Origin of the sequence: Paenisporosarcina quisquiliarum, from assembly GCF_027563315.1 — a bacterium.
GTDB classification, from domain to species: domain Bacteria; phylum Bacillota; class Bacilli; order Bacillales_A; family Planococcaceae; genus Paenisporosarcina; species Paenisporosarcina quisquiliarum.
Window position 1 is genome coordinate 1 of the sequence record NZ_JAMKBJ010000001.1, and the last position, 20,996, is coordinate 20,996.

19 protein-coding genes and 1 other annotated feature are annotated in these 20,996 nt (G+C 42.1%); all 19 genes read left to right on the top strand.

From position 1 onward, the window contains the following. Window positions 1-410: 410 nt before the first annotated feature. The 19 genes from M9R32_RS00005 (at window position 411) to pyrE (ending at window position 20,948) form a co-directional block, all read left to right on the top strand. Window positions 411-659 carry a YlmC/YmxH family sporulation protein gene (locus M9R32_RS00005; RefSeq protein WP_269924694.1) on the top strand — a complete coding sequence of 83 codons (249 nt, stop codon included), beginning with the start codon at window positions 411-413 and terminating at the stop codon, window positions 657-659. Between the two features lie 74 nt (window positions 660-733). Next, window positions 734-1,423 carry a YggS family pyridoxal phosphate-dependent enzyme gene (locus tag M9R32_RS00010; protein ID WP_269924695.1) on the top strand — a complete coding sequence of 230 codons (690 nt, stop codon included), beginning with the start codon at window positions 734-736 and terminating at the stop codon, window positions 1,421-1,423. After that, on the top strand, window positions 1,420-1,881 hold the full coding sequence (locus M9R32_RS00015) for a cell division protein SepF (RefSeq protein WP_269924696.1): 462 nt from the start codon (window positions 1,420-1,422) through the stop codon (window positions 1,879-1,881). The genes M9R32_RS00010 and M9R32_RS00015 overlap by 4 nt, the downstream gene beginning before the upstream one ends. A gap of 20 nt (window positions 1,882-1,901) precedes the next feature. Next, on the top strand, window positions 1,902-2,162 hold the full coding sequence (locus M9R32_RS00020) for a YggT family protein (RefSeq protein WP_269924697.1): 261 nt from the start codon (window positions 1,902-1,904) through the stop codon (window positions 2,160-2,162). A gap of 54 nt (window positions 2,163-2,216) precedes the next feature. Then, entirely contained in the window at window positions 2,217-3,005 is a 789-nt protein-coding gene (locus M9R32_RS00025; protein ID WP_269924698.1) for a YlmH family RNA-binding protein, read from the top strand. Between the two features lie 98 nt (window positions 3,006-3,103). After that, a complete protein-coding gene (locus tag M9R32_RS00030; protein WP_016427756.1) occupies window positions 3,104-3,613 on the top strand; it encodes a DivIVA domain-containing protein in 510 nt (169 codons plus the stop codon). A 121-nt stretch (window positions 3,614-3,734) separates the two neighbouring features. After that, window positions 3,735-3,958: a binding site (T-box leader), on the top strand. Between the two features lie 117 nt (window positions 3,959-4,075). Further along, complete coding sequence (ileS, locus tag M9R32_RS00035) at window positions 4,076-6,838, top strand: isoleucine--tRNA ligase (RefSeq protein ID WP_269924699.1); 2,763 nt, start codon at window positions 4,076-4,078, stop codon at window positions 6,836-6,838. Between the two features lie 969 nt (window positions 6,839-7,807). Beyond that, the gene (lspA, locus tag M9R32_RS00040; RefSeq protein ID WP_269924700.1) at window positions 7,808-8,293 is read left to right on the top strand and encodes a signal peptidase II; all 486 of its coding nucleotides are present in this window, start codon (window positions 7,808-7,810) and stop codon (window positions 8,291-8,293) included. Further along, window positions 8,294-9,220 (top strand): RluA family pseudouridine synthase, encoded by a 927-nt coding sequence (locus M9R32_RS00045; RefSeq protein WP_269924701.1) that lies wholly within the window; start codon window positions 8,294-8,296, stop codon window positions 9,218-9,220. A 240-nt stretch (window positions 9,221-9,460) separates the two neighbouring features. Then, a complete protein-coding gene (gene pyrR, locus M9R32_RS00050) occupies window positions 9,461-10,000 on the top strand; it encodes a bifunctional pyr operon transcriptional regulator/uracil phosphoribosyltransferase PyrR (protein WP_269924702.1) in 540 nt (179 codons plus the stop codon). 18 nt (window positions 10,001-10,018) lie between these two features. Continuing rightward, a complete protein-coding gene (locus M9R32_RS00055; protein ID WP_269924703.1) occupies window positions 10,019-11,338 on the top strand; it encodes a uracil-xanthine permease family protein in 1,320 nt (439 codons plus the stop codon). Between the two features lie 144 nt (window positions 11,339-11,482). Beyond that, window positions 11,483-12,361 (top strand): aspartate carbamoyltransferase catalytic subunit, encoded by an 879-nt coding sequence (locus M9R32_RS00060; RefSeq protein ID WP_269924704.1) that lies wholly within the window; start codon window positions 11,483-11,485, stop codon window positions 12,359-12,361. Next, entirely contained in the window at window positions 12,361-13,638 is a 1,278-nt protein-coding gene (locus M9R32_RS00065; RefSeq protein ID WP_269924705.1) for a dihydroorotase, read from the top strand. Before M9R32_RS00060 ends, M9R32_RS00065 begins: the two co-directional genes overlap by 1 nt. After that, a complete protein-coding gene (locus M9R32_RS00070) occupies window positions 13,638-14,738 on the top strand; it encodes a carbamoyl phosphate synthase small subunit (RefSeq protein ID WP_269924706.1) in 1,101 nt (366 codons plus the stop codon). Before M9R32_RS00065 ends, M9R32_RS00070 begins: the two co-directional genes overlap by 1 nt. After that, window positions 14,731-17,928 carry a carbamoyl-phosphate synthase large subunit gene (carB, locus tag M9R32_RS00075; protein ID WP_269924707.1) on the top strand — a complete coding sequence of 1,066 codons (3,198 nt, stop codon included), beginning with the start codon at window positions 14,731-14,733 and terminating at the stop codon, window positions 17,926-17,928. The genes M9R32_RS00070 and carB overlap by 8 nt, the downstream gene beginning before the upstream one ends. Continuing rightward, the gene (locus M9R32_RS00080) at window positions 17,925-18,701 is read left to right on the top strand and encodes a dihydroorotate dehydrogenase electron transfer subunit (protein ID WP_269924708.1); all 777 of its coding nucleotides are present in this window, start codon (window positions 17,925-17,927) and stop codon (window positions 18,699-18,701) included. Before carB ends, M9R32_RS00080 begins: the two co-directional genes overlap by 4 nt. Continuing rightward, on the top strand, window positions 18,698-19,609 hold the full coding sequence (locus M9R32_RS00085; protein ID WP_269924709.1) for a dihydroorotate dehydrogenase: 912 nt from the start codon (window positions 18,698-18,700) through the stop codon (window positions 19,607-19,609). The genes M9R32_RS00080 and M9R32_RS00085 overlap by 4 nt, the downstream gene beginning before the upstream one ends. Further along, entirely contained in the window at window positions 19,606-20,319 is a 714-nt protein-coding gene (gene pyrF / locus M9R32_RS00090; protein ID WP_269924710.1) for an orotidine-5'-phosphate decarboxylase, read from the top strand. Before M9R32_RS00085 ends, pyrF begins: the two co-directional genes overlap by 4 nt. Then, window positions 20,316-20,948 (top strand): orotate phosphoribosyltransferase, encoded by a 633-nt coding sequence (pyrE, locus tag M9R32_RS00095; RefSeq protein WP_269924711.1) that lies wholly within the window; start codon window positions 20,316-20,318, stop codon window positions 20,946-20,948. Before pyrF ends, pyrE begins: the two co-directional genes overlap by 4 nt. Window positions 20,949-20,996: the final 48 nt, after the last annotated feature.

A 20,996-nucleotide genomic window follows, 5' to 3' on the forward strand; every position in this document is an offset into this window, starting at 1 on the left:
TTCATATAGTCCTCCTGTATGTGAGTGAGTCAATTTAGACGTTGATACTCATGCATCATACAAGAGGTCTTTTTTTATTTCAAGAACCTGTTTGGTTTCATAACAGGAATGCTCCTCGTCGCAAGCGCCTGCGGGGTCTCACCTGGACACGCTTTTCCCGCTGGAGTCGCCGCATTCCACTACAATCAATAAGTTGCCTACCTGTGGCAACGCCTCCGTGACCAACATCCTGTTGGCCCGAGGCTGGCGTTTCGTCCGCGGAAAGCGAAAGAAATAGCCTGCCACCTGCTTTTTCAATTGATTGCGATTAATAATCTTTTTTCATCTGTCTGCAAGCTTTTATTCCTTTTATGGAATAAAAGCTTTATTTTTTGTTTATGAACATAAACTGTAAAAAGGGGGAATGACCGTTGAAATTTACGGATATCCAGCAAAAGGAATTTATTGAGGCGAGTGATGGACGGATGCTTGGCTTCGTCAATGATGCCAGAATATCAAAAGAAAATGGAACGATTGAATCCTTTTTCCTGGCAGAACCGAAAAAGATGCTCGAATTGTTTTCTGGTAATCGACCGACAATTGTAATTAGATTATCCGATATTAAAGTCATTGGAAAAGACGTGGTTATCGTTCAGACGAAAGGTTCTGAACACGGATAAACATTGAATATTCAACGTTTGATTGGTACAATAAAAAGATAACACCGATACTTAATAGTTAGGAACTTCTAAAAATGCCAATTGAGCGGAAACTTCAACAAATACAACAGCAAATCAGCCAAGCATGTGCACGTGGCAATCGTTCTATCAAGGATGTTCATATTGTGGCAGTAACTAAATCAGTTACTGTGGAGCGAACGCAGGAAGCCATTTTGGCAGGACTCCACCATCTTGGTGAAAATCGTCCGGAAGGTTTGTTGGCCAAACAAGCTGAAATTAAAACGCCCGTAATTTGGCATTATATCGGCTCCTTACAAACTCGCAAAGTAAAACAAGTAATCAACACTGTTCAAGTTTTGCATTCATTGGACCGAATGAGTTTAGCTGATGAAATTCAAAAGCGTGCAACTCAAAAGATTGATTGTTTTATTCAGGTGAATGTGTCCGGTGAAGAAGCAAAGCATGGAATTGAGCCGCAAAATGTCCAACCATTCATTGAATCATTAAGTGACCATCATCAAATACGCATCATTGGATTAATGACCATGGCACCAAATACGTCAGATGAACAAGTGATTCGTTCCGTATTTAAATCTCTCAAGGACATGCAGGTTCATATTGCCAGTAAAGGCTATACTCACGCACCTTGTACGGAATTATCTATGGGCATGTCGAATGACTTTGAAATCGCGATCGAAGAAGGCGCCACATATGTACGAATCGGTACAGCACTAGTCGGAGATGAAAGTGAGGATCTTACATGAGTATGAAGAATAAATTCAAAAACTTTTTTTACTTAGATGAAGAAGAAGAAATTCCAACAACGAATGAACGTAGAAAAGAATCTCAATCAATGCCTCAACCGACTGTTCGCAAAACGACAAAAGAAAGAAGAGTTGTGCAATCGGAATCGAGTTCAACTCCTAACATTGTAAGTCTCCAAAACTTACAGAAATCTTCAAAAGTAATTCTGGTAGAACCACGGGTTTATGCGGAAGCACAGGATATATCGGAGCATTTAAAAAATAAACGTGCAGTAGTCGTTAATTTACAACGAATTGATAAAGATCAGGGAATACGCATTGTGGATTTTTTAAGTGGAACCGTGTATGCTTTAGGCGGAGATATTCAGCGTATTGGCACCGATATTTTCTTGTGTGCACCTGATACCGTAGAAGTGGCTGGAGCCATTTCCGACTACTTTTATGATGACATACAATAATTGAGGTGTAATTAATTCTTATGGATTTTGTAATCTATATATTAAATGAAGCAATTGGATTATATTCGATTTTACTTATTATCTATATTTTCATGTCGTGGGTACCGAGTGTGAAAGAATCGAGTATCGGACGTTTTCTCGAAAGAATATGTGAACCGTATCTAGAGCCTTTCAGACGCTTCATTCCACCTTTTGGCATGATTGATGTATCGCCAATTGTGGCTATTCTAGTATTAAACCTCGCTCGTGGAGGCTTGGAATATTTAAGTAGAATTGTCTAACAGATTGCCTCACTTTCGTGGGGCTTTTTTTGACCATTGAAAGGAAGAGCAAAGATGGAACAAGTTTTACAACATTTTCGTAAAGATGAACAACCATTTATCGAACAAGTCAGTGGATGGCTACGAGAGACACAGGATCGGTATGCCCCAAAGTTGACCGATTTCCTGGATCCGAGGCAGCAATTTATTGTGCATGCCATCATTGGTCAGAGTGAAGATCTGGTAACGACTGCTTTCGGTGAATTTCCTGAAGCAGAAAGAAAACGGATGCTCATTGCGCCTTCATACTTTGAGGCAACTGAGGATGATTATGACATCGTGATGTTTTCTATAAAATATCCTTCGAAATTCATCAAAATTGAACACCCCGATGTATTAGGTTCACTTATGTCATTAGGATTGGATCGCTCAAAATTTGGAGATATCCGAGTAGATGACAATCAAATAGAATTTGCAGTTGCATCGGAAGTTGCAGATTTTGTCCGGATGCATCTAACCTCTATTGGAAAGGCAAAAGTTCATGTGGAAGAACTGCAGTCTGACCATGCCTATTTAGAAAATAGGGATGTGTGGGTCGAAGAGACACATACAGTAAGTTCAATGCGAATAGATACAATCATCGCTTCTCTTTTTAATGTCTCTAGACAGAAAGCATCGATGCTTGTACATGGTGGAAAAGTAAAGGTGAACTGGACTGTGCGCGAACAACCATCATTCGAATTGCATGAATCTGATTTGCTTTCAATCAGGGGCTATGGGAGAATACGAATTGGAATGATTGAAGGACGTACAAAGAAAGACAAAATACGACTCCAAATAGGGCGAATTGAACAAAATTCGTGAATTATATTCAAGAAAATTCGAATTATTGATGTCATCATCGACAATGAACGGTATAATAGTTGGAAACGATGTAAGTTAGTAAAGGGGAGATTTTTGAAATGCCGCTATCACCACTAGATATTCATAACAAAGAGTTTGGTCGTGGGTTCCGAGGCTATAACGAAGATGAGGTCAACGAATTTTTGGACCAAGTGATTAAAGATTTCGAACTTCTAATTAAAGATAAAAAAGAATTGGAAGAGAAATTGAAGTCGTCAAGTGAGCGAGTTGGCCATTTCACAACTATCGAAATGACACTTCAAAAGTCAATCGTGGTTGCACAAGAAGCTGCAGAAGAAGTTCGCCGAAACTCTCAAAAAGAAGCAAAGTTAATCGTTAAAGAAGCTGAGAAAAACGCGGACCGTATCGTAAATGAAGCGTTGACGAAAGCTCGCCGCATTGCGCTTGAGATTGAAGATTTGAAAAAGCAATCGAAAGTATTCCGTAACCGATTCAAAATGTTGGTCGAAGCTCAGCTTGATTTAATTAACACTGATGATTGGGATCACTTGATGCAATATGAAGTGGACACGACTCAGCTTGAAAGAATGGATTCAAAAGAAGACTAATCACAGCTTGACGATTATGGAATCATTCCCTATAATATCTACATATTATAAGAAATGCGAAGAACATCTCTATGGCAGACGTTTCTAGCAAGACATAGTGAAACCGTCAACAATACTTTATATTAATACGCTGAAAGAGACAGTAGTTTGAAAGCACAGAAAAGCGATTCGGGGATGGTGGAAGCCCGAACAGGGGGCAATCAAATGAAAATCACTCTTGAGTAAAATCACTGAACTTGATTTTGTAAGTGATTTCGGATTCACACCGTTAACGTGATCTAAGCTGGCAACTTCTTTATGTTGCAATTAGGGTGGTACCGCGAGTTATAACTTCTCGTCCCTTCATTGGGATGAGGAGTTTTTTTGTTGAGTTTAAAATGGTTGGATTTTCCTGAGAATAGAAAGATAAAATGGTCAGTCCCCCAAGCAATGCGCTTGTATATTAAGAGGAGGTTTTTTTAAATGGAATACAAAAATACTTTATTGATGCCTAAAACGGATTTCCCGATGCGCGGTGGTTTACCAACACGTGAACCAGCGATGCAAGAAAAATGGAACGAAATGAAACTTTATGAAAAAGTTTTGGAGCGTACAAAAGGGCGTCCTACATTTATTTTGCATGATGGACCACCTTATGCAAACGGAGACCTTCACATGGGTCACGCAATGAATAAAGTGCTTAAAGACATGATTGTGCGCCATAAATCGATGACTGGTTTTCACGCACCGTATGTTCCAGGTTGGGATACGCATGGTTTGCCGATTGAGCAAGCTTTGACGAATAAAGGTGTTAATCGCAAAGAAATGACGTTAGCGGAGTTCCGTAACCTATGTGAAACCTATGCATACGAACAAATTGACCGTCAGCGTGAACAGTTCAAACGTCTTGGTGTAACAGGTGATTGGGAAAATCCTTACGTAACATTAAAACCTGCTTATGAATCACGTCAAATTGAAGTATTCGGTGAAATGGCTCGTAAAGGTTATATCTATAAAGGATTAAAACCAGTTTATTGGTCTCCATCGAGTGAATCAGCTCTAGCTGAAGCTGAAATCGAGTATCAGGATAAAAAATCTCCATCTATTTATGTAAGTTTTGAAGTCACGGAAGGAAAAGGCGTAGTCGCTGAAGGAACTAAAATTATCATTTGGACGACTACACCTTGGACAATTCCAGCTAACCTTGGAATTTCAGTAAATCCTGAATTCGACTATGTAATTGTTGAAGTTGCATCTTCGCGCTACCTTGTAGCAAAAGCATTACTGGAGAATGTGGCCACTACTCTTGAATGGGATTCTTATGAGATTGTTCAGACTCTAAAAGGTGAACAAATGGATCGCATGGTAGCGAAACATCCTCTATATGACCGTGATTCGCTTGTTATGCTTGGCGACCATGTAACAGACGAAGGTGGTACTGGATGTGTTCATACAGCTCCTGGACACGGGGAAGAAGACTTCCAAGTTGGTAAAGCATATGGACTAGAAGTACTTTCACCAATCGATGATCGTGGTGTATTAACAGCTGAAGCACCTGGCTTTGAAGGATTATTCTATGATAAAGCAAATAAAGTCATCACAGAAGCTTTGGATGCTGCTGGCGCTTTAGAAAAACTAACATTCTTCACACACTCTGCACCGCATGATTGGCGTACGAAAAAGCCGGTTATTTTCCGTGCAACTGCTCAATGGTTCGCATCGATCGAAGCATTCCGTGATCAGTTATTACAAGCAATTAAAGACACTTCATTTACACCTGCATGGGGTGAGACTCGTCTGTTCAACATGGTACGTGACCGTGGAGACTGGTGTATCTCCCGTCAACGTGTATGGGGTGTTCCAATCCCTGTGTTCTATGCGGAAGACGGAGAACCAATTTTAACGGAAGAAACAATTGCCCATGTTTCAAAATTATTCCGTGAACACGGTTCGACAGTGTGGTTCGAACGAGAAGCGAAAGACTTGCTTCCTGAAGGTTTCACACATCCGAACAGTCCACACGGCCGTTTCTCAAAAGAGACGGATATTATGGATGTTTGGTTTGATTCAGGCTCTTCTCATCAAGCAGTTTTGGATGAGCGTGAAGATTTGGTGTATCCTGCTGACTTGTATTTAGAAGGATCCGATCAATACCGTGGATGGTTCAACTCATCATTAACAACTAGTGTTGCTATCAATGGTCATGCTCCATATAAAGGCTTATTGAGCCATGGATTTACGCTTGATGGCGAAGGCCGCAAGATGAGTAAATCGATTGGTAACGTAATCGACCCTGCTAAAGTAATGAACCAACTAGGTGCAGATATTTTACGTTTATGGGTAGCATCTGTCGATTATACAGCGGACGTTCGCGTTTCAGATTCAAATTTCAAACAAGTCGCTGAAGTGTATCGTAAAATCCGCAATACATTCCGCTTCCTTCATGGAAATGTATCGGACTTCAATCCACAAACCGATCGCGTAGCATTTGAAGACTTGCGTGAAGTGGATCAATACATGTTCATGAAACTGCAAGAATTGATTGAAACAGTTCGTAAATCTTATGACAAATATGACTTTGCAAGTGTCTATCACGCAGTCAATAACTTCGTATCGATTGATTTGAGCTCATTCTACTTGGATATTGCAAAAGATGTTGTTTATATCGAAGGTGAAGACAATTCACATCGTCGTGCGATGCAAACAGTCATGTATGATACATTGATTGCATTATTGAAACTGACAACACCAATTTTACCGCATACGACGGATGAGCTATGGGTGTTCCTGACACATGAAACGGAAGAAAGTGTTCAACTGACTGACTTCCCTGAAGCGGTATCACATGAAGGGTTTGCAGGTTTACGCACGAAGTATCAACAATTGATGCTAGTACGTGACGACGTGTTAAAAGCTTTGGAAGAAGCACGAAATGCAAAAGTAATCGGTAAGTCACTGGAAGCAAAAGTTACGCTTTATGTGAAGAAAGAACTTGTAGAAGCATTTGATGCAAACAAAGTAGACTTTGCTCAATTCTTTATCGTGTCTGACTTTACACTTGCTGGATCAAAAGAAGATGCTCCAGCAGATGCATTGGTTCTTGATGTGGCCTCTGTAGTTGTTACTAAAGCACAAGGTGAAAAATGTGAACGATGCTGGACAATTTCTTCCAAAGTGGGAGAAAATGAAAAACATCCGACATTATGTCCACGATGTGCAGATGTAGTAGAAAAATATTACGTATAAAATTACTGGGAAACTGGCGTAGATTAATGCCAGACAATACATTCCTGCATGAGAAAGAGCTGTCCTTTTTGGGCAGCTCTTTTAGCGTTAAAGCTATTATATTCAATGTTGACTATGTTTCTGTTTATAGAAAAGTGAATGTCGGCCATTTTTGGTACTTTTAAGGATATAGTGTTGCGTATATTTAAAAATCGCAGGATTCTTGAGAGCAATATCAAAAGCATTAGCTATACCCTAAACGGCATTTTGAACAACTGTTGTATAAGCAGCTCAAGTTAATATCCATAGAAAATATTTGGTCTTCTGCTACGTCACCTCAACGCGATTTTAAAAAAGGTGGTCGTTTATTTCTTTCGCTTTCGCGGACGAAACGCTAGCCTCGGGCCAACAGGATGTTGGTCACGGAGGCGTTGCCACACGATGTGGCGTTCTAGCCTCCGTTCCTTTGTCTTGCTCCTGCGGTTACTCGTCGCAAACGAATTGTGTACAATTCGTTGCCTGTGGGGTCTAGCTTGTTCCGTTTTTTCCGCAGGAGTCTTCAGAAACAGCCGACCACTTTCCTACTAACATTTGAATAGAGACACTGACATAAGTGCTTTCTGTTGATTGGAGTGGAGGCGGCGACTTCAGCGGGAACAGCACGAGCTGAAGGCCCCGCAGGAACGTAGTGACGAGGAGACTGAGGCCGTGCCCGCGAAACGCGTCCGCCGCAAAGGAAATCAACATTCTCTTGTATTGGTACTTTTACATTAGTAAGCATTTGTATTTAATCATTTTATTGTTTGTCTGAAATCTGGACCAAAGATAGTTTGGCTGTTTTCTTTGCGACGAGTAACCGTAGGAGCAATTTTTTTAAAGATTCCCTTGTAATTTCTATAGTAAATGAGCTGTCCTTTTTGGGCAGCTCTTTCTGTCAGTTCATGTTATGTGGTAAACTAGCTAAGATACTTGCGTAACGGAGGAACATTCGTGTACATTTTTTATTTAGTAGCAATTGCCGTTGTGGCGATTGATCAATGGACAAAATGGTTGGTTGTAAAAAATATGGAACTAGGTGAACGAATTGTCTTAATGGAACCGACGTTTGCTTTACTTTCCCATCGTAATCGTGGAGCAGCATGGGGAATGTTAGAAGGACAGATGTGGCTATTTACGATTGTCACGATCATCGTGGTCATTGGTATTTTGTATTACTTTCATAAAGAAGCAAAAGGAAAGCCATACTTTCAATTAAGTTTGATGCTTTTACTTGGTGGTGCGATTGGGAATTTTATAGATCGTTTGTTCCGCGGCGAAGTGGTGGATTTTGCGGACGTTCTTATTCCAGTCATAAATTATGATTTCCCGATTTTTAACGTTGCCGATGCAGCATTAACCATTGGGGTCGTTATGCTCATCATCGTATTATTTTTAGAAGAAAAAGCAGAAAAAGCTGCAAAGAGAAAAGGTGAATAGATGGAAGATTTTACGTATAAGATTTCAGAGCAACAAAAAGGTGAACGTATCGATAAAGCATTAGCAACACTTGAAGCAGATTGGTCACGTAGTCAAATTCAAATTTGGTTAAAAGATGGAGCAGTATTAGTTAATGGTGAAACTGCTAAATCGAACTACAAAGTGAAGGCTAATGATGTTATTAATGTCACTGTACCGGATGTTGAAATTTTGGATATCCAAGCAGAAGATTTAAATCTCGAAATCGTTTATGAAGACGAAGACGTTCTAGTGGTAAACAAACCACGCGGTATGGTCGTTCATCCAGCTCCTGGACATACTTCAGGAACACTTGTAAACGGCTTGATGCACCAAGTGAAGGATTTATCCGGTATAAATGGTGTCATGCGTCCAGGTATCGTACACCGTATCGATAAAGATACTTCAGGCTTATTAATGGTTGCAAAGAACGATAAAGCACATGAATCTTTAGTGGACCAGTTAGTGAAAAAGACGGTTACCCGTAAATATACAGCTTTGGTTCATGGGCATATTCCACATGACAAAGGTACCGTCGATGCGCCAATCGGCCGTGATGCACGCGATCGTCAAAGCATGGCTGTTATCGATAAAGGAAAACATGCCGTCACACATTTCCGTGTTATGGAACGTTTCGGCAACTTCACATTAGTGGAATGTCGTCTGGAAACAGGACGTACGCATCAAATTCGTGTGCATATGAAATACATCGGTTTCCCTCTTGCGGGTGATCCGAAATATGGACCGAAAAAAACAATCGAATTTGACGGACAAGCGTTGCATGCAGGTGTACTCGGATTTATTCACCCGCGTACAGAAGAGTACTTGGAATTTGAAGCGCCATTACCTGTAGAGTTCCAGGCTTTGCTTGAAGAATTAAAAACGGCTGTTGACACCAAGGAAAAGTAACTCTATACTAGGATAAAGTATAGGACGGTAGTTAAAGTTCATACACAATTCATTGATTAACACAAAATCAAAATTTAATAGAACACCTTTAAAAACAGTCCAGAGAGGCTGAGAAGGTAACAGTGAACGTATAAGAACACATGCTGTGTGTTTTTCATACGCCTAATTTTCTGCATTCACACCCTCTCATCCATCTTTGGACGAGAGGGTTTTTATTTTGGAAAAAGGAGAGAAACGAAGATGGTTGAAAAAGCGAATATTTTGGATGAACAAGCCATTAACCGTGCGTTAACACGGATCGCACATGAAATTATTGAACGTAACAAAGGAATTGAGAATTGCATTCTTGTTGGAATTAAAACAAGAGGAGCTTTTTTAGCGAATCGCTTGGCTGCCAAAATTGAAAAAATTGAAGGCAAGCCAATTAAAGCCGGCGAACTGGATATTACATTGTATCGAGACGATCTGTCCATGAAAACGGCAAACAAAGAACCTCTCGTGCAACAAGTAGATATCCAACATGTTGTAACCGACCAGAAAGTAATTTTAGTAGATGATGTTTTGTATACAGGACGTACAGTAAGAGCCGCGATGGACGCGGTAATGGATTTGGGAAGACCTGCACAAATCCAATTGGCCGTCTTGATTGATCGAGGTCATCGGGAATTACCCGTACGAGCAGACTATGTCGGAAAAAATATCCCGACCGCAAGCTTGGAACGAATTGTTGTGAGAATGCAAGAAACAGATCAGGAAGACAGTGTAACAATTCACGAGTAGACGATTGGGGAGAATGAGATGACAAATACACAAACAGTTTTGGACATACATGACAGACCTTCAGCAGGTAAATTAACAACGCTAAGTATTCAACATATGTTTGCCATGTTTGGGGCAACAATCCTGGTACCACAATTGGTCGGCTTAAGTCCGGCAATTGCCTTGTTAACCAGTGGGATCGCGACACTGATCTTTATGTTCGTAACGAAATTTCAAGTTCCCGCTTATTTAGGTTCTTCATTTGCTTTCATATTGCCGATTCAAATGGCAACGAAAGAAGGCGGTATCGGCAGTGCCATGATTGGCAGCTTATTCGTCGCAATTGTCTACTTTATCGTATCGCTAATAATATGGAAAACAGGCTATAAATGGATTATGAAAATATTACCGCCGATCGTAGTGGCACCTGTCATTATCGTAATCGGGTTGGCTTTATCACCTGTCGCAATCGATATGGCGATGAATATCGACCCGGACTTAGACGGAATAAAAGAATATAGCATGCTGCATTTCTCAGCTGCCTTAGTAACATTGGCAGCAGCAGTTGTGGCAACGTTATTCTTCAGAGGAATCATCAGCTTAATGCCGGTTCTAATCGGAATCATCGTGGGATACGTTTACTCCTTGATAATCGGAATTGTCAACTTCAATCCGGTAACAAAAGCGGACTGGATATCAGCTCCTGACTTCCTAATTCCTGGTGTACATTATGAATTTGTCATTACACCAACCTTGCTCTGGCTGATGGTTCCCATCGCGATCGTAACGATTTCCGAACATATCGGTCATCAATTGGTTTTAGGAAAAATCGTTAACCGTAATTACATTAAAGAGCCAGGACTTCATCGTTCATTATTAGGTGATGGCCTTGGGACTTTCATCAGTGGTCTGTTGGGTGGACCACCAAAAACAACATACGGTGAAAACATTGGAGTGCTAGCAATTACTCGAGTATACAGTGTCTATGTTATTGGAGGTGCTGCAATACTAGCCATCGCCTTCTCATTCTTCGGCAAAGTCATGGCACTCATTGCAACGATTCCAACTGCAGTGCTTGGTGGAATTTCGATTTTGCTCTTCGGGATTATTGCGTCTTCAGGTCTGCGTATGTTGGTAGATAACAACATTGATTTTGGAGACAAGCGTAACTTGGTCATTTCATCGATAATCCTGGTAATCGGAATCGGTGGGGCGAAACTACACTTCACGAATACGTTTGAAGTTGGTGGCATGGCGTTAGCTGCCATTGTGGGTGTTCTACTAAACTTGGTCCTACCTGGTAGACCGCAAGAAGCGATCGATTCATTAGAAGACAAATCAAATACTGAATCCTTTTAATACCTAGTCCAGAGAGGCAGGAAAAGGGAAGCCGACTGGTAGAGTTCCGTGACAACATGGATCTTTGCTTGAAGGTACCCCTAAAGCCTCTCAACACTTGTTGAGAGGCTTTCTTTTAACTAAAAGAAGGTGGGAGGCTGCAAAGTGAAGCATCTATTGAGCATGAAAGACCTACAAAAAACGGACATACAAACGATATTAAATCGTGCATTAGAATTTCAACAACTAGCATCAGCTGATTTGACTAAACAATACACGGTTGCCAATTTATTTTTTGAACCGAGTACACGAACAAAAATGAGTTTTGAGATGGCCGAGCGGAAACTTGGACTGAACGTACTTTCATTTGAAGCGGGAACATCGAGCACTCTAAAAGGTGAAACTTTGTACGACACCGTAAAAACATTGGAAGCTATCGGTGTGGATGCAGTTGTTATAAGGCATGAGCAAGATGGGTTTTATGAAGAATTATTAGCCGGAGTAAACGTTGCAATTATAAATGGTGGAGATGGTTCGGGTCAGCATCCAACTCAATGTTTACTCGATCTATATACCATCCAACAAGAGTTTGGAAAGTTTGAAGGGCTGCAAATTGCAATTGTTGGGGATATCGCACATAGCCGGGTAGCCAAATCGAATGCAGAAGCGCTGACAAGATTAGGCGCACATGTAACATTCCTTTGTCCACCTGAGTGGCAAGGCGACTATGAAGCAGTAAACACTTGGGACGACTTACTGCCAACTGCGGATGTGATTATGCTTTTACGCGTGCAACATGAGCGACATGATTCAACAACTCACTTTACGAAAGAAAGCTACCATGAGACATACGGTTTAACGAAACAACGCTATGAAGAATTAAAGCCTACAGCCATCATTATGCACCCCGCGCCTGTTAATCGGGACGTGGAAATATCAGACGAGCTGGTGGAAAGTGAAAAATCACGTATATTCAAGCAAATGCACAACGGTGTGTTCGTACGCATGGCCATACTGGAATCCGTTTTGAAAGGGAGATCATGATGAAAAAATTCATACAAAACATTCAATTGCTTAATGACAATCACGAATTGATGGAGGGATCCATCTTGATCGACAATGGACGGATTATCGAAGTAAATCCGAAAACTACTCCTGAAGTGGATGAAATTATCGACGGCAACGGACATTTTGTTTCCGCAGGGTTCATCGATGTACATGTTCATTTACGTGAGCCAGGTGGTGAGCAAAAAGAAACGATTCAAACGGGAACACATGCTGCCGCAAGAGGCGGTTTCACAACCATCTGTGCGATGCCAAATACAAGACCTGTTCCGGATACGGTTGAAAATCTATCTCATGTCAATCGTTTAATAGAAGAAAACGCGTTAGTCCGAGTACTCCCTTATGCTTCTATAACCATTCGCGAAGCTGGGAAAGAGCGAACAGATCTGGCTGCTTTGAAAGAACATGGTGCATTTGCCTTTACGGATGACGGAGTAGGGGTCCAGCAGGCTGGAATGATGTATGAGGCAATGAAAGATGCAGCAAAGTTGAATATGCCGATAGTTGCTCATTGTGAAGACAATACACTTATCTACGCAGGCGTCATGCACGAAGGCGTGAAAAATAAAGAACTGGGTCTGAAAGGCATTCCATCCATTGCAGAGTCTGTGCATATTGCGAGAGATGTGTTGCTCGCTGAAGCGGCTGGTGCGCACTATCACGTGTGTCACGTTAGCACCAAAGAATCTGTGCGAGTAATCAGAGATGCCAAAAAGGCTGGAATACGAGTGACCGCTGAAGTCAGTCCTCACCACTTGTTGCTATGTGAAGACGATATTCCAGGTAATGATGCGAACTGGAAAATGAATCCGCCGCTTCGAGCAAAAGAAGATTTACAAGCCTTAATTGAGGGACTGGAAGATGGGACACTGGATTTCATCGCTACGGACCATGCTCCTCATACATCTGATGAAAAAGGGAACGGGATGGAACAGGCACCATTTGGAATCGTTGGATTGGAAACGGCTTTCCCCTTGCTGCATACCCATTTTGTGAAAAGTGGAAAATGGACGTTAGCGCAATTGATAGACTGGATGACGAGAAAGCCGGCTGATGTTTTCGGACTGCCTTACGGTCGCTTACATATGGGCGAATCCGCAGACTTAGTATTTATTGACTTGGCGAAAGAACAGAATGTTGATACTGCAACGTTTGTATCAAAAGGGAAAAATACACCGTTCCAAGATTGGACATGCACCGGATGGCCGGTCATGACGATGTTTGAAGGCAATGTAATTTGGCAGGAGGAGAAATGATGATGAAAAGAAGCCTCATTTTAGAAACTGGAGATGTGTTTAATGGAACAGCATTCGGAAGTTTGAATGCTAGTGAAGGAGAAGTCGTATTCACAACGGGTATGACAGGCTATCAGGAAACGCTATCGGATCCATCTTACTGCGGTCAAATCGTGACGATGACTTATCCATTGATCGGCAATTACGGTATTAATCGGGACGATTTTGAATCAATTGAACCGGCAATTAAAGGGATGGTCGTGCGTGAACTGGCAAATACACCCTCAAACTTCAGAAGCGATACTACACTCAATGACTTGTTCGTTTTGAAAAACATCCCTGGTATTGAAGGAGTAGACACACGTAAACTGACAAGAATTATTCGCGAATTTGGTTCTGTAAAAGGCTATATTAGTGAAGCGGGTGCAGCTATCCAAGTGGAAGAAGTTGTTGCAAAGTTAAAAATGACGACATTCCCAACCGATCAAGTCAAACAAGTGTCTACCAAACGTCCATATCCTAGTCCAGGTCGCGGCAAACGTGTCGTGCTTGTAGATTTTGGAATGAAACACGGCATCTTACGTGAGCTGAATAAAAGAAACTGTGATGTGGTGGTGGTACCTTACAACACGACTGCTGAAGAAATTATGGCGATTTATCCAGACGGTATCATGTTATCAAATGGACCTGGAGATCCAAAAGATGTGCCAGAGGCAATCGAGATGTTACAGAACTTAATCGGCAAAATTCCGATTTTCGGCATTTGTCTTGGTCATCAACTTTTTGCCCTAGCAAGTGGCGGAGACACGTTTAAATTGAAGTTCGGTCACCGTGGAGCTAACCACCCGGTGAAAGATTTGGAGTCAGGCAAAACGGAAATGACTTCCCAGAACCATGGCTATGCAGTAGATCCAGAATCGCTAACAGGTACACGTTTGAAAGTTACGCATACGGCCTTAAACGACGGTACAGTGGAAGGCTTGAAACATTTGGATGCAGCAGCATTCACAGTGCAATATCATCCCGAAGCATCACCTGGACCAGAAGATTCAAATCACTTATTTGATCGTTTCATCGAGTTAATGAACGCCAACGTGAAAGGGGAAAAAATACATGCCTAAACGTAAAGATATAGAAACCATCCTCGTCATCGGATCCGGTCCGATTGTCATCGGACAAGCAGCTGAATTTGACTACGCGGGTACACAAGCATGTCTGGCATTAAAAGAAGAAGGCTATCGTGTCATTCTTATCAATTCAAATCCAGCGACGATTATGACGGATACTGAAATTGCAGACAAAGTCTATATCGAACCGATCACATTGGATTTTGTCAGCCGAATTTTAAGAAAAGAACGTCCTGACGCCCTTCTGCCAACGTTGGGCGGACAAACAGGCTTGAATATGGCGATTGAATTAGACGAATCAGGAATACTTCAAGAATTGAATATTGAAATTCTGGGGACGAAATTGGAAGCAATTCATAAAGCGGAAGATCGTGATTTATTCAGAACATTGATGAACGAGCTGAACGAACCCGTTCCAGAAAGTGACATCATTCATAACATGCAAGAAGCCCAAGCATTCGTCGAAAGAATCGGTTACCCTGTCATCGTCCGTCCTGCATTCACGCTAGGGGGAACAGGTGGGGGGATTTGCCACAACGATGAAGAACTTCTTGATACGGTGACGAGTGGTTTGAAATATAGTCCTGTTACACAGTGTCTTCTTGAAAAATCAATCGCTGGCTTCAAAGAAATAGAATACGAGGTTATGAGAGACTCTAATGACAATGCCATCGTGGTTTGTAATATGGAAAACATTGATCCGGTGGGTATTCATACAGGAGATTCCATCGTCGTTGCGCCTAGTCAGACGTTATCAGACCGTGAGTATCAAATGTTGCGAAATGTTTCCCTGAAAATTATCCGCGCGCTGAAAATCGAAGGTGGTTGTAATGTTCAGTTAGCACTTGATCCATATAGCTTTAATTACTACATCATCGAAGTAAATCCAAGGGTCAGTCGCTCGTCTGCTTTGGCATCAAAAGCGACAGGTTACCCGATTGCCAAACTGGCCGCTAAGATTGCAGTCGGTTTGACACTGGACGAAATGATGAATCCCGTTACTGGCAAGACATATGCATGTTTTGAACCTGCACTCGATTATGTTGTCACAAAAATTCCGCGCTGGCCTTTTGATAAATTCGAATCGGCTAAACGAAATTTAGGTACTCAAATGAAAGCAACAGGAGAAGTCATGGCGATGGGAAGAACGTTTGAAGAATCCATTTTAAAAGCTGTGCGTTCCCTTGAAACAGGCCAATTTCATTTAGACCTAAAAAATGCGGATGCCCTGTTAGACGAATGGATTGAAAAACGCATCCGACGTGCAGGTGATGAACGCTTGTTCTTCATTGGAGAAGCATTAAGACGTGGAGTCACGATTGACACTATACATGAGTGGAGCCAAATCGATTTATTCTTCCTCAATAAATTCCAAAATATCGTGAAGTATGAAGAAGTGGTTTCAGAACATCCATTTGATTTCGACGTAGCGAAAAAGGCAAAACGTATGGGCTTTGCAGATGCAACGTTAGCTGCTTTATGGAAGAGCGATGAATTGACCATCTACAACTGGAGAAAAGAACAGAACTTGATTCCAGTGTTTAAAATGGTGGATACATGTGCGGCAGAATTCGAATCAGAAACACCATATTTCTACGGAACATATGAAGATGAAAATGAATCAATCAAAACAGACAAAGAAAGTGTCATTGTTCTTGGGTCCGGCCCAATTCGAATCGGGCAAGGGGTAGAGTTTGACTATGCCACAGTGCATTCTGTCTGGGCAATTAAAGAAGCAGGCTATGAAGCAATCATAATCAACAGCAATCCAGAAACAGTTTCAACGGACTTCTCCATATCGGACAAGCTCTACTTTGAACCATTGACGATTGAAGATGTCATGCACATTGTGGATCTGGAACAACCTAAAGGGGTGGTCGTACAGTTTGGCGGACAGACGGCCATCAATTTAGCGGATAAGCTGCAGGAACGTGGAGTTCAAATCCTGGGTACTTCCCTGGAAGACCTTGATCGAGCGGAAAATCGCGATAAATTTGAACGTGCGCTTCATGAAATCGGTATCCCTCAACCAATGGGTAAAACGGCTGTCTCAGCTGAACAAGCAGTGGCAATCGGTAATGAAATTGGTTACCCGGTACTGGTCCGACCTTCTTACGTCTTGGGCGGACGTGCGATGCAAATTGTTTATAATGAAGAAGAACTAGCTCATTACATGGATCATGCGGTGCAGGCAAGTCCAGAGCATCCGGTACTCGTCGACCGTTACCTAACAGGTACTGAAATTGAAGTCGATGCCATCTCGGATGGTGAAAATGTATGTATTCCTGGAATTATGGAACATATCGAACGCGCGGGTGTTCACTCAGGTGACTCGATTGCCGTCTATCCACCACAGAACTTAACATGCGAACAAGTGGATACACTCGTAGATTACACGACACGACTTGCAAAAGGTCTGAACATCATTGGTTTGCTGAATATCCAATATGTCATCTCAAAAGGTGAAGTTTATGTAATTGAAGTAAACCCGCGTTCAAGCCGAACAGTTCCTTTCTTAAGCAAGATCACAAATATTCCAATGGCCAAGATTGCGACAAAAGCAATTTTAGGGCAGTCTTTACCATCTCAAGGCATTGCAAATGGACTGGCACCTTCACCTAGAGGCGTGTTCGTGAAAGTCCCAGTATTCAGCTTTGCAAAATTACGCCGAGTGGATATTACATTAGGACCTGAAATGAAATCAACTGGGGAAGTCATGGGGAAAGATATCACACTTGAAAAAGCTCTATATAAAGGTTTAGTGGCAGCGGGTATGGAAATTAAAGATCACGGTTCCGTACTCATGACGATTGCAGATAAAGACAAGGAAGAAGCCGTTTCGATTGCAAAACGCTTTACTTCAATCGGTTACAGAATACTTGCCACTGAAGGAACGGCAGATGCGTTGAAACAAGCGGGAATCCCCGTTACAACAGTTAATAAAATCGGTAACGACGGTCCAACCCTTCTCGATTACATTCAAAAAGGGGATGCACAGTTTGTCATTAACACGTTAACAAAAGGTAAACTGCCAGAGCGTGATGGCTTCCGAATCCGTCGTGAATCAGTAGAGAATGGAATCCCGTGTTTAACCTCACTGGATACAGCAGAAGCAATGTTGCGTGTCATTGAATCAATGACCTTCCAAGCTGAGGAGATGCCGAAACAGGGGGTATTTGCATGATCAGACAAGAACGCATGCGTATCGTCAAACATAAGGAAATCGCCCATCATATATTCGAAATGACATTGGCCGGTCAGCTTGTCCATGACATGTACAGCCCAGGACAATTTGTACATATCCGTGTGTCGGATAGTTATGAGCCATTGCTCCGCAGACCGATAAGCATTGCGTCCATTAATCATAAGGATTCAGAGTTCACAATGATTTATCGGGCTGAAGGTAGAGGTACCACGATGCTATCGCAAAAGCAGATTGGGGAAGAACTCGATGTGCTTGGCCCTCTTGGAAACGGTTTTCCCATTGAGGAAGCCGCTCCAGGAGAAACAGTGGTACTGATTGGAGGAGGGATCGGTGTTCCTCCTTTATATGAACTTTCTAAAAGACTAGTCGACAAAGGTGTTAAACCGATTCATGTCCTTGGCTTCCAGTCAAAAGAAGCCGTCTTTTACGAAGATTTCTTCCGGGAACTTGGGGAAACACATATAGTCACCGTGGATGGATCTCACGGACAACAAGGGTTTGTTACGACGTTGCTGGCTGAATTACAACCAGAATTTACTTCCTATTTCACTTGCGGCCCAACAGGCATGCTTGCAGCCATTCAAAATATGTATCATGATCGAAAAGGATTTCTATCATTTGAAGAACGCATGGGTTGCGGACTTGGCGCATGTTTCGCCTGTGTATGCAAAACTACGGATCAAACTGAAGTGGACTATGTAAAAGTGTGCTCGGATGGTCCAGTATTTCCTGCAGGGGTGGTGTCCGTATGAATCGACTGTCGATAGAGTTACCAGGATTGTCACTGAAAAATCCGATTATGCCGGCTTCCGGATGCTTCGGATTCGGCAAAGAATATGCCCGGTTATATGACTTATCAAAACTTGGCGCCATTATGATCAAAGCAACGACACTCGAGACACGTTTAGGAAATCCTACACCACGTGTTGCAGAAACGTCATCCGGAATGCTGAATGCAATTGGTCTTCAAAATCCAGGTCTGGAAAAAGTACTGGCTGAAGAGCTGAAGTGGTTGGAACAATATGATGTGCCGATCATTGCAAATGTTGCCGGTACGTTGACGGAAGATTATGTCGAAGTTGCGAAACATATTTCAAAATCCAAAAATGTGCATGCATTGGAATTAAATATTTCTTGTCCAAATGTAAAATGTGGAGGCATTACGTTTGGTACAGATCCGACGGTTGCTGCAGAGCTGACCGCTGCTGTAAAAGAAGTTTCGGAAGTTCCGGTTTATGTAAAGTTGTCCCCGAATGTGACAGATATCGGTGAAATCGCTCGAGCGGTTGAAGCGGGTGGGGCAGATGGCATCACGATGATTAACACATTGATTGGAATGCGTCTGGATACACGAACTGGAAAACCTGTTATTGCGAACGGGACAGGTGGATTATCAGGTCCTGCAGTTAAACCGGTGGCTTTGCGCATGGTTTATGAAGTTGCAAAGCAAGTTTCCATCCCGATTATTGGAATGGGGGGCGTGGCGACGGTTGACGATGTCATTGATTTCATGTCAGCAGGTGCAAGCGCGGTAGCTGTAGGAACGGCAAACTTCGTTGATCCATTTGTCTGTCCGAATATCATCAATCAATTACCTGAGAAACTCGATTGGTTAGGACTGAATCATGTATCTGAATTAGTAGGGAGGAGTCACCGATGAACAATCGTAACCCGATAATCGCGCTTGATTTTTCTGCAAAAGAAGAGGTCTTACAGTTTCTGAAGCCGTTCGATGAAAAACTGTTTGTCAAAGTTGGTATGGAACTTTATTTACAAGAAGGACCAACAATCGTAACAGACTTAAAAGAAATGGGACATGACGTTTTCCTGGATTTGAAATTACATGATATCCCGAATACGGTTCAATCCGCCATGCGCGGACTTGCCAAGCTCGGTGCAGATTTGGTGAACGTCCATGCGGCTGGTGGCTTGCGAATGATGGAGAGTGCGTTGGAAGGTCTTGAAGCGGGAACTGAAGCAGGTAAACAACGACCACTACTTATTGCTGTGACACAATTAACGTCGACAAGCGAACAGCAAATGAAGAGTGAACAAAAAATCAATTTATCATTACAAGAATCCGTTATTCATTATGCGGAACTCTCCAAACGGGCAGGTCTGGACGGAGTTGTTTGTTCAGTATTGGAAGCGGCAGACATTAATAAATTTTGCGGTGAAGACTTCTTGCGGGTAACACCTGGGATTCGTCTGAGTGATAGTACTGTGCATGACCAAATCCGTATCGCTACACCTGAAGTAGCGAGATCGGAAGGTTCATCTTTGATTGTCGTCGGCAGAGCCATCACACAATCGGAAAATCCAGTGGAGACATATCAGTTGGTCAAACAACAATGGGAGGTTTTACAATGAAAAGTCAGCAGCATGAAATTGCAGGAGCATTATTATCAATAGGTGCAGTGGAATTACGCCCTCAAGATCCATTCACATGGACCTCAGGCATTTCTTCACCAATTTATTGTGACAACCGTTTAACCATGTCGAGCCCAACTGTACGCAAACAAATCGCCGAAGCTTTAGCGGCAAATATTCGTGAGTTTTTCCCACAAACAGAAGTTGTAGCTGGTACAGCAACAGCAGGGATTCCTCATGCAGCGTGGGTAAGTGATGCTCTTAATTTGCCGATGGTCTATGTCCGTTCAAAAGCGAAAGAGCATGGACGTGGGAATCAAATTGAAGGAAAAATTGTACCTGGTCAAAAAGTGATTGTCGTGGAAGATTTAATTTCTACAGGAGGCAGTAGCATTGAGGCTGTTCGTGCTCTAGAAAAAGAAGGTTGCGAAGTACTTGGTGTGGTTTGCATATTTACATATCATTTAAAACGTGCGGATGAATTATTTGCAGAAGCAGGAATTCCGTACGTCAGCTTGACGAATTTTGATGCATTAATCGAAGAGGCAACTTTTACGAAGCAAATCGCAGAAGAAGACAAACCTCAGTTAATGGAGTGGCATGAAAAGCTGAAACACGGAAAACTATAAGACGGAATGAATTGTTGTTGTCGTAAATAAATAAATAGGATGCCAGTG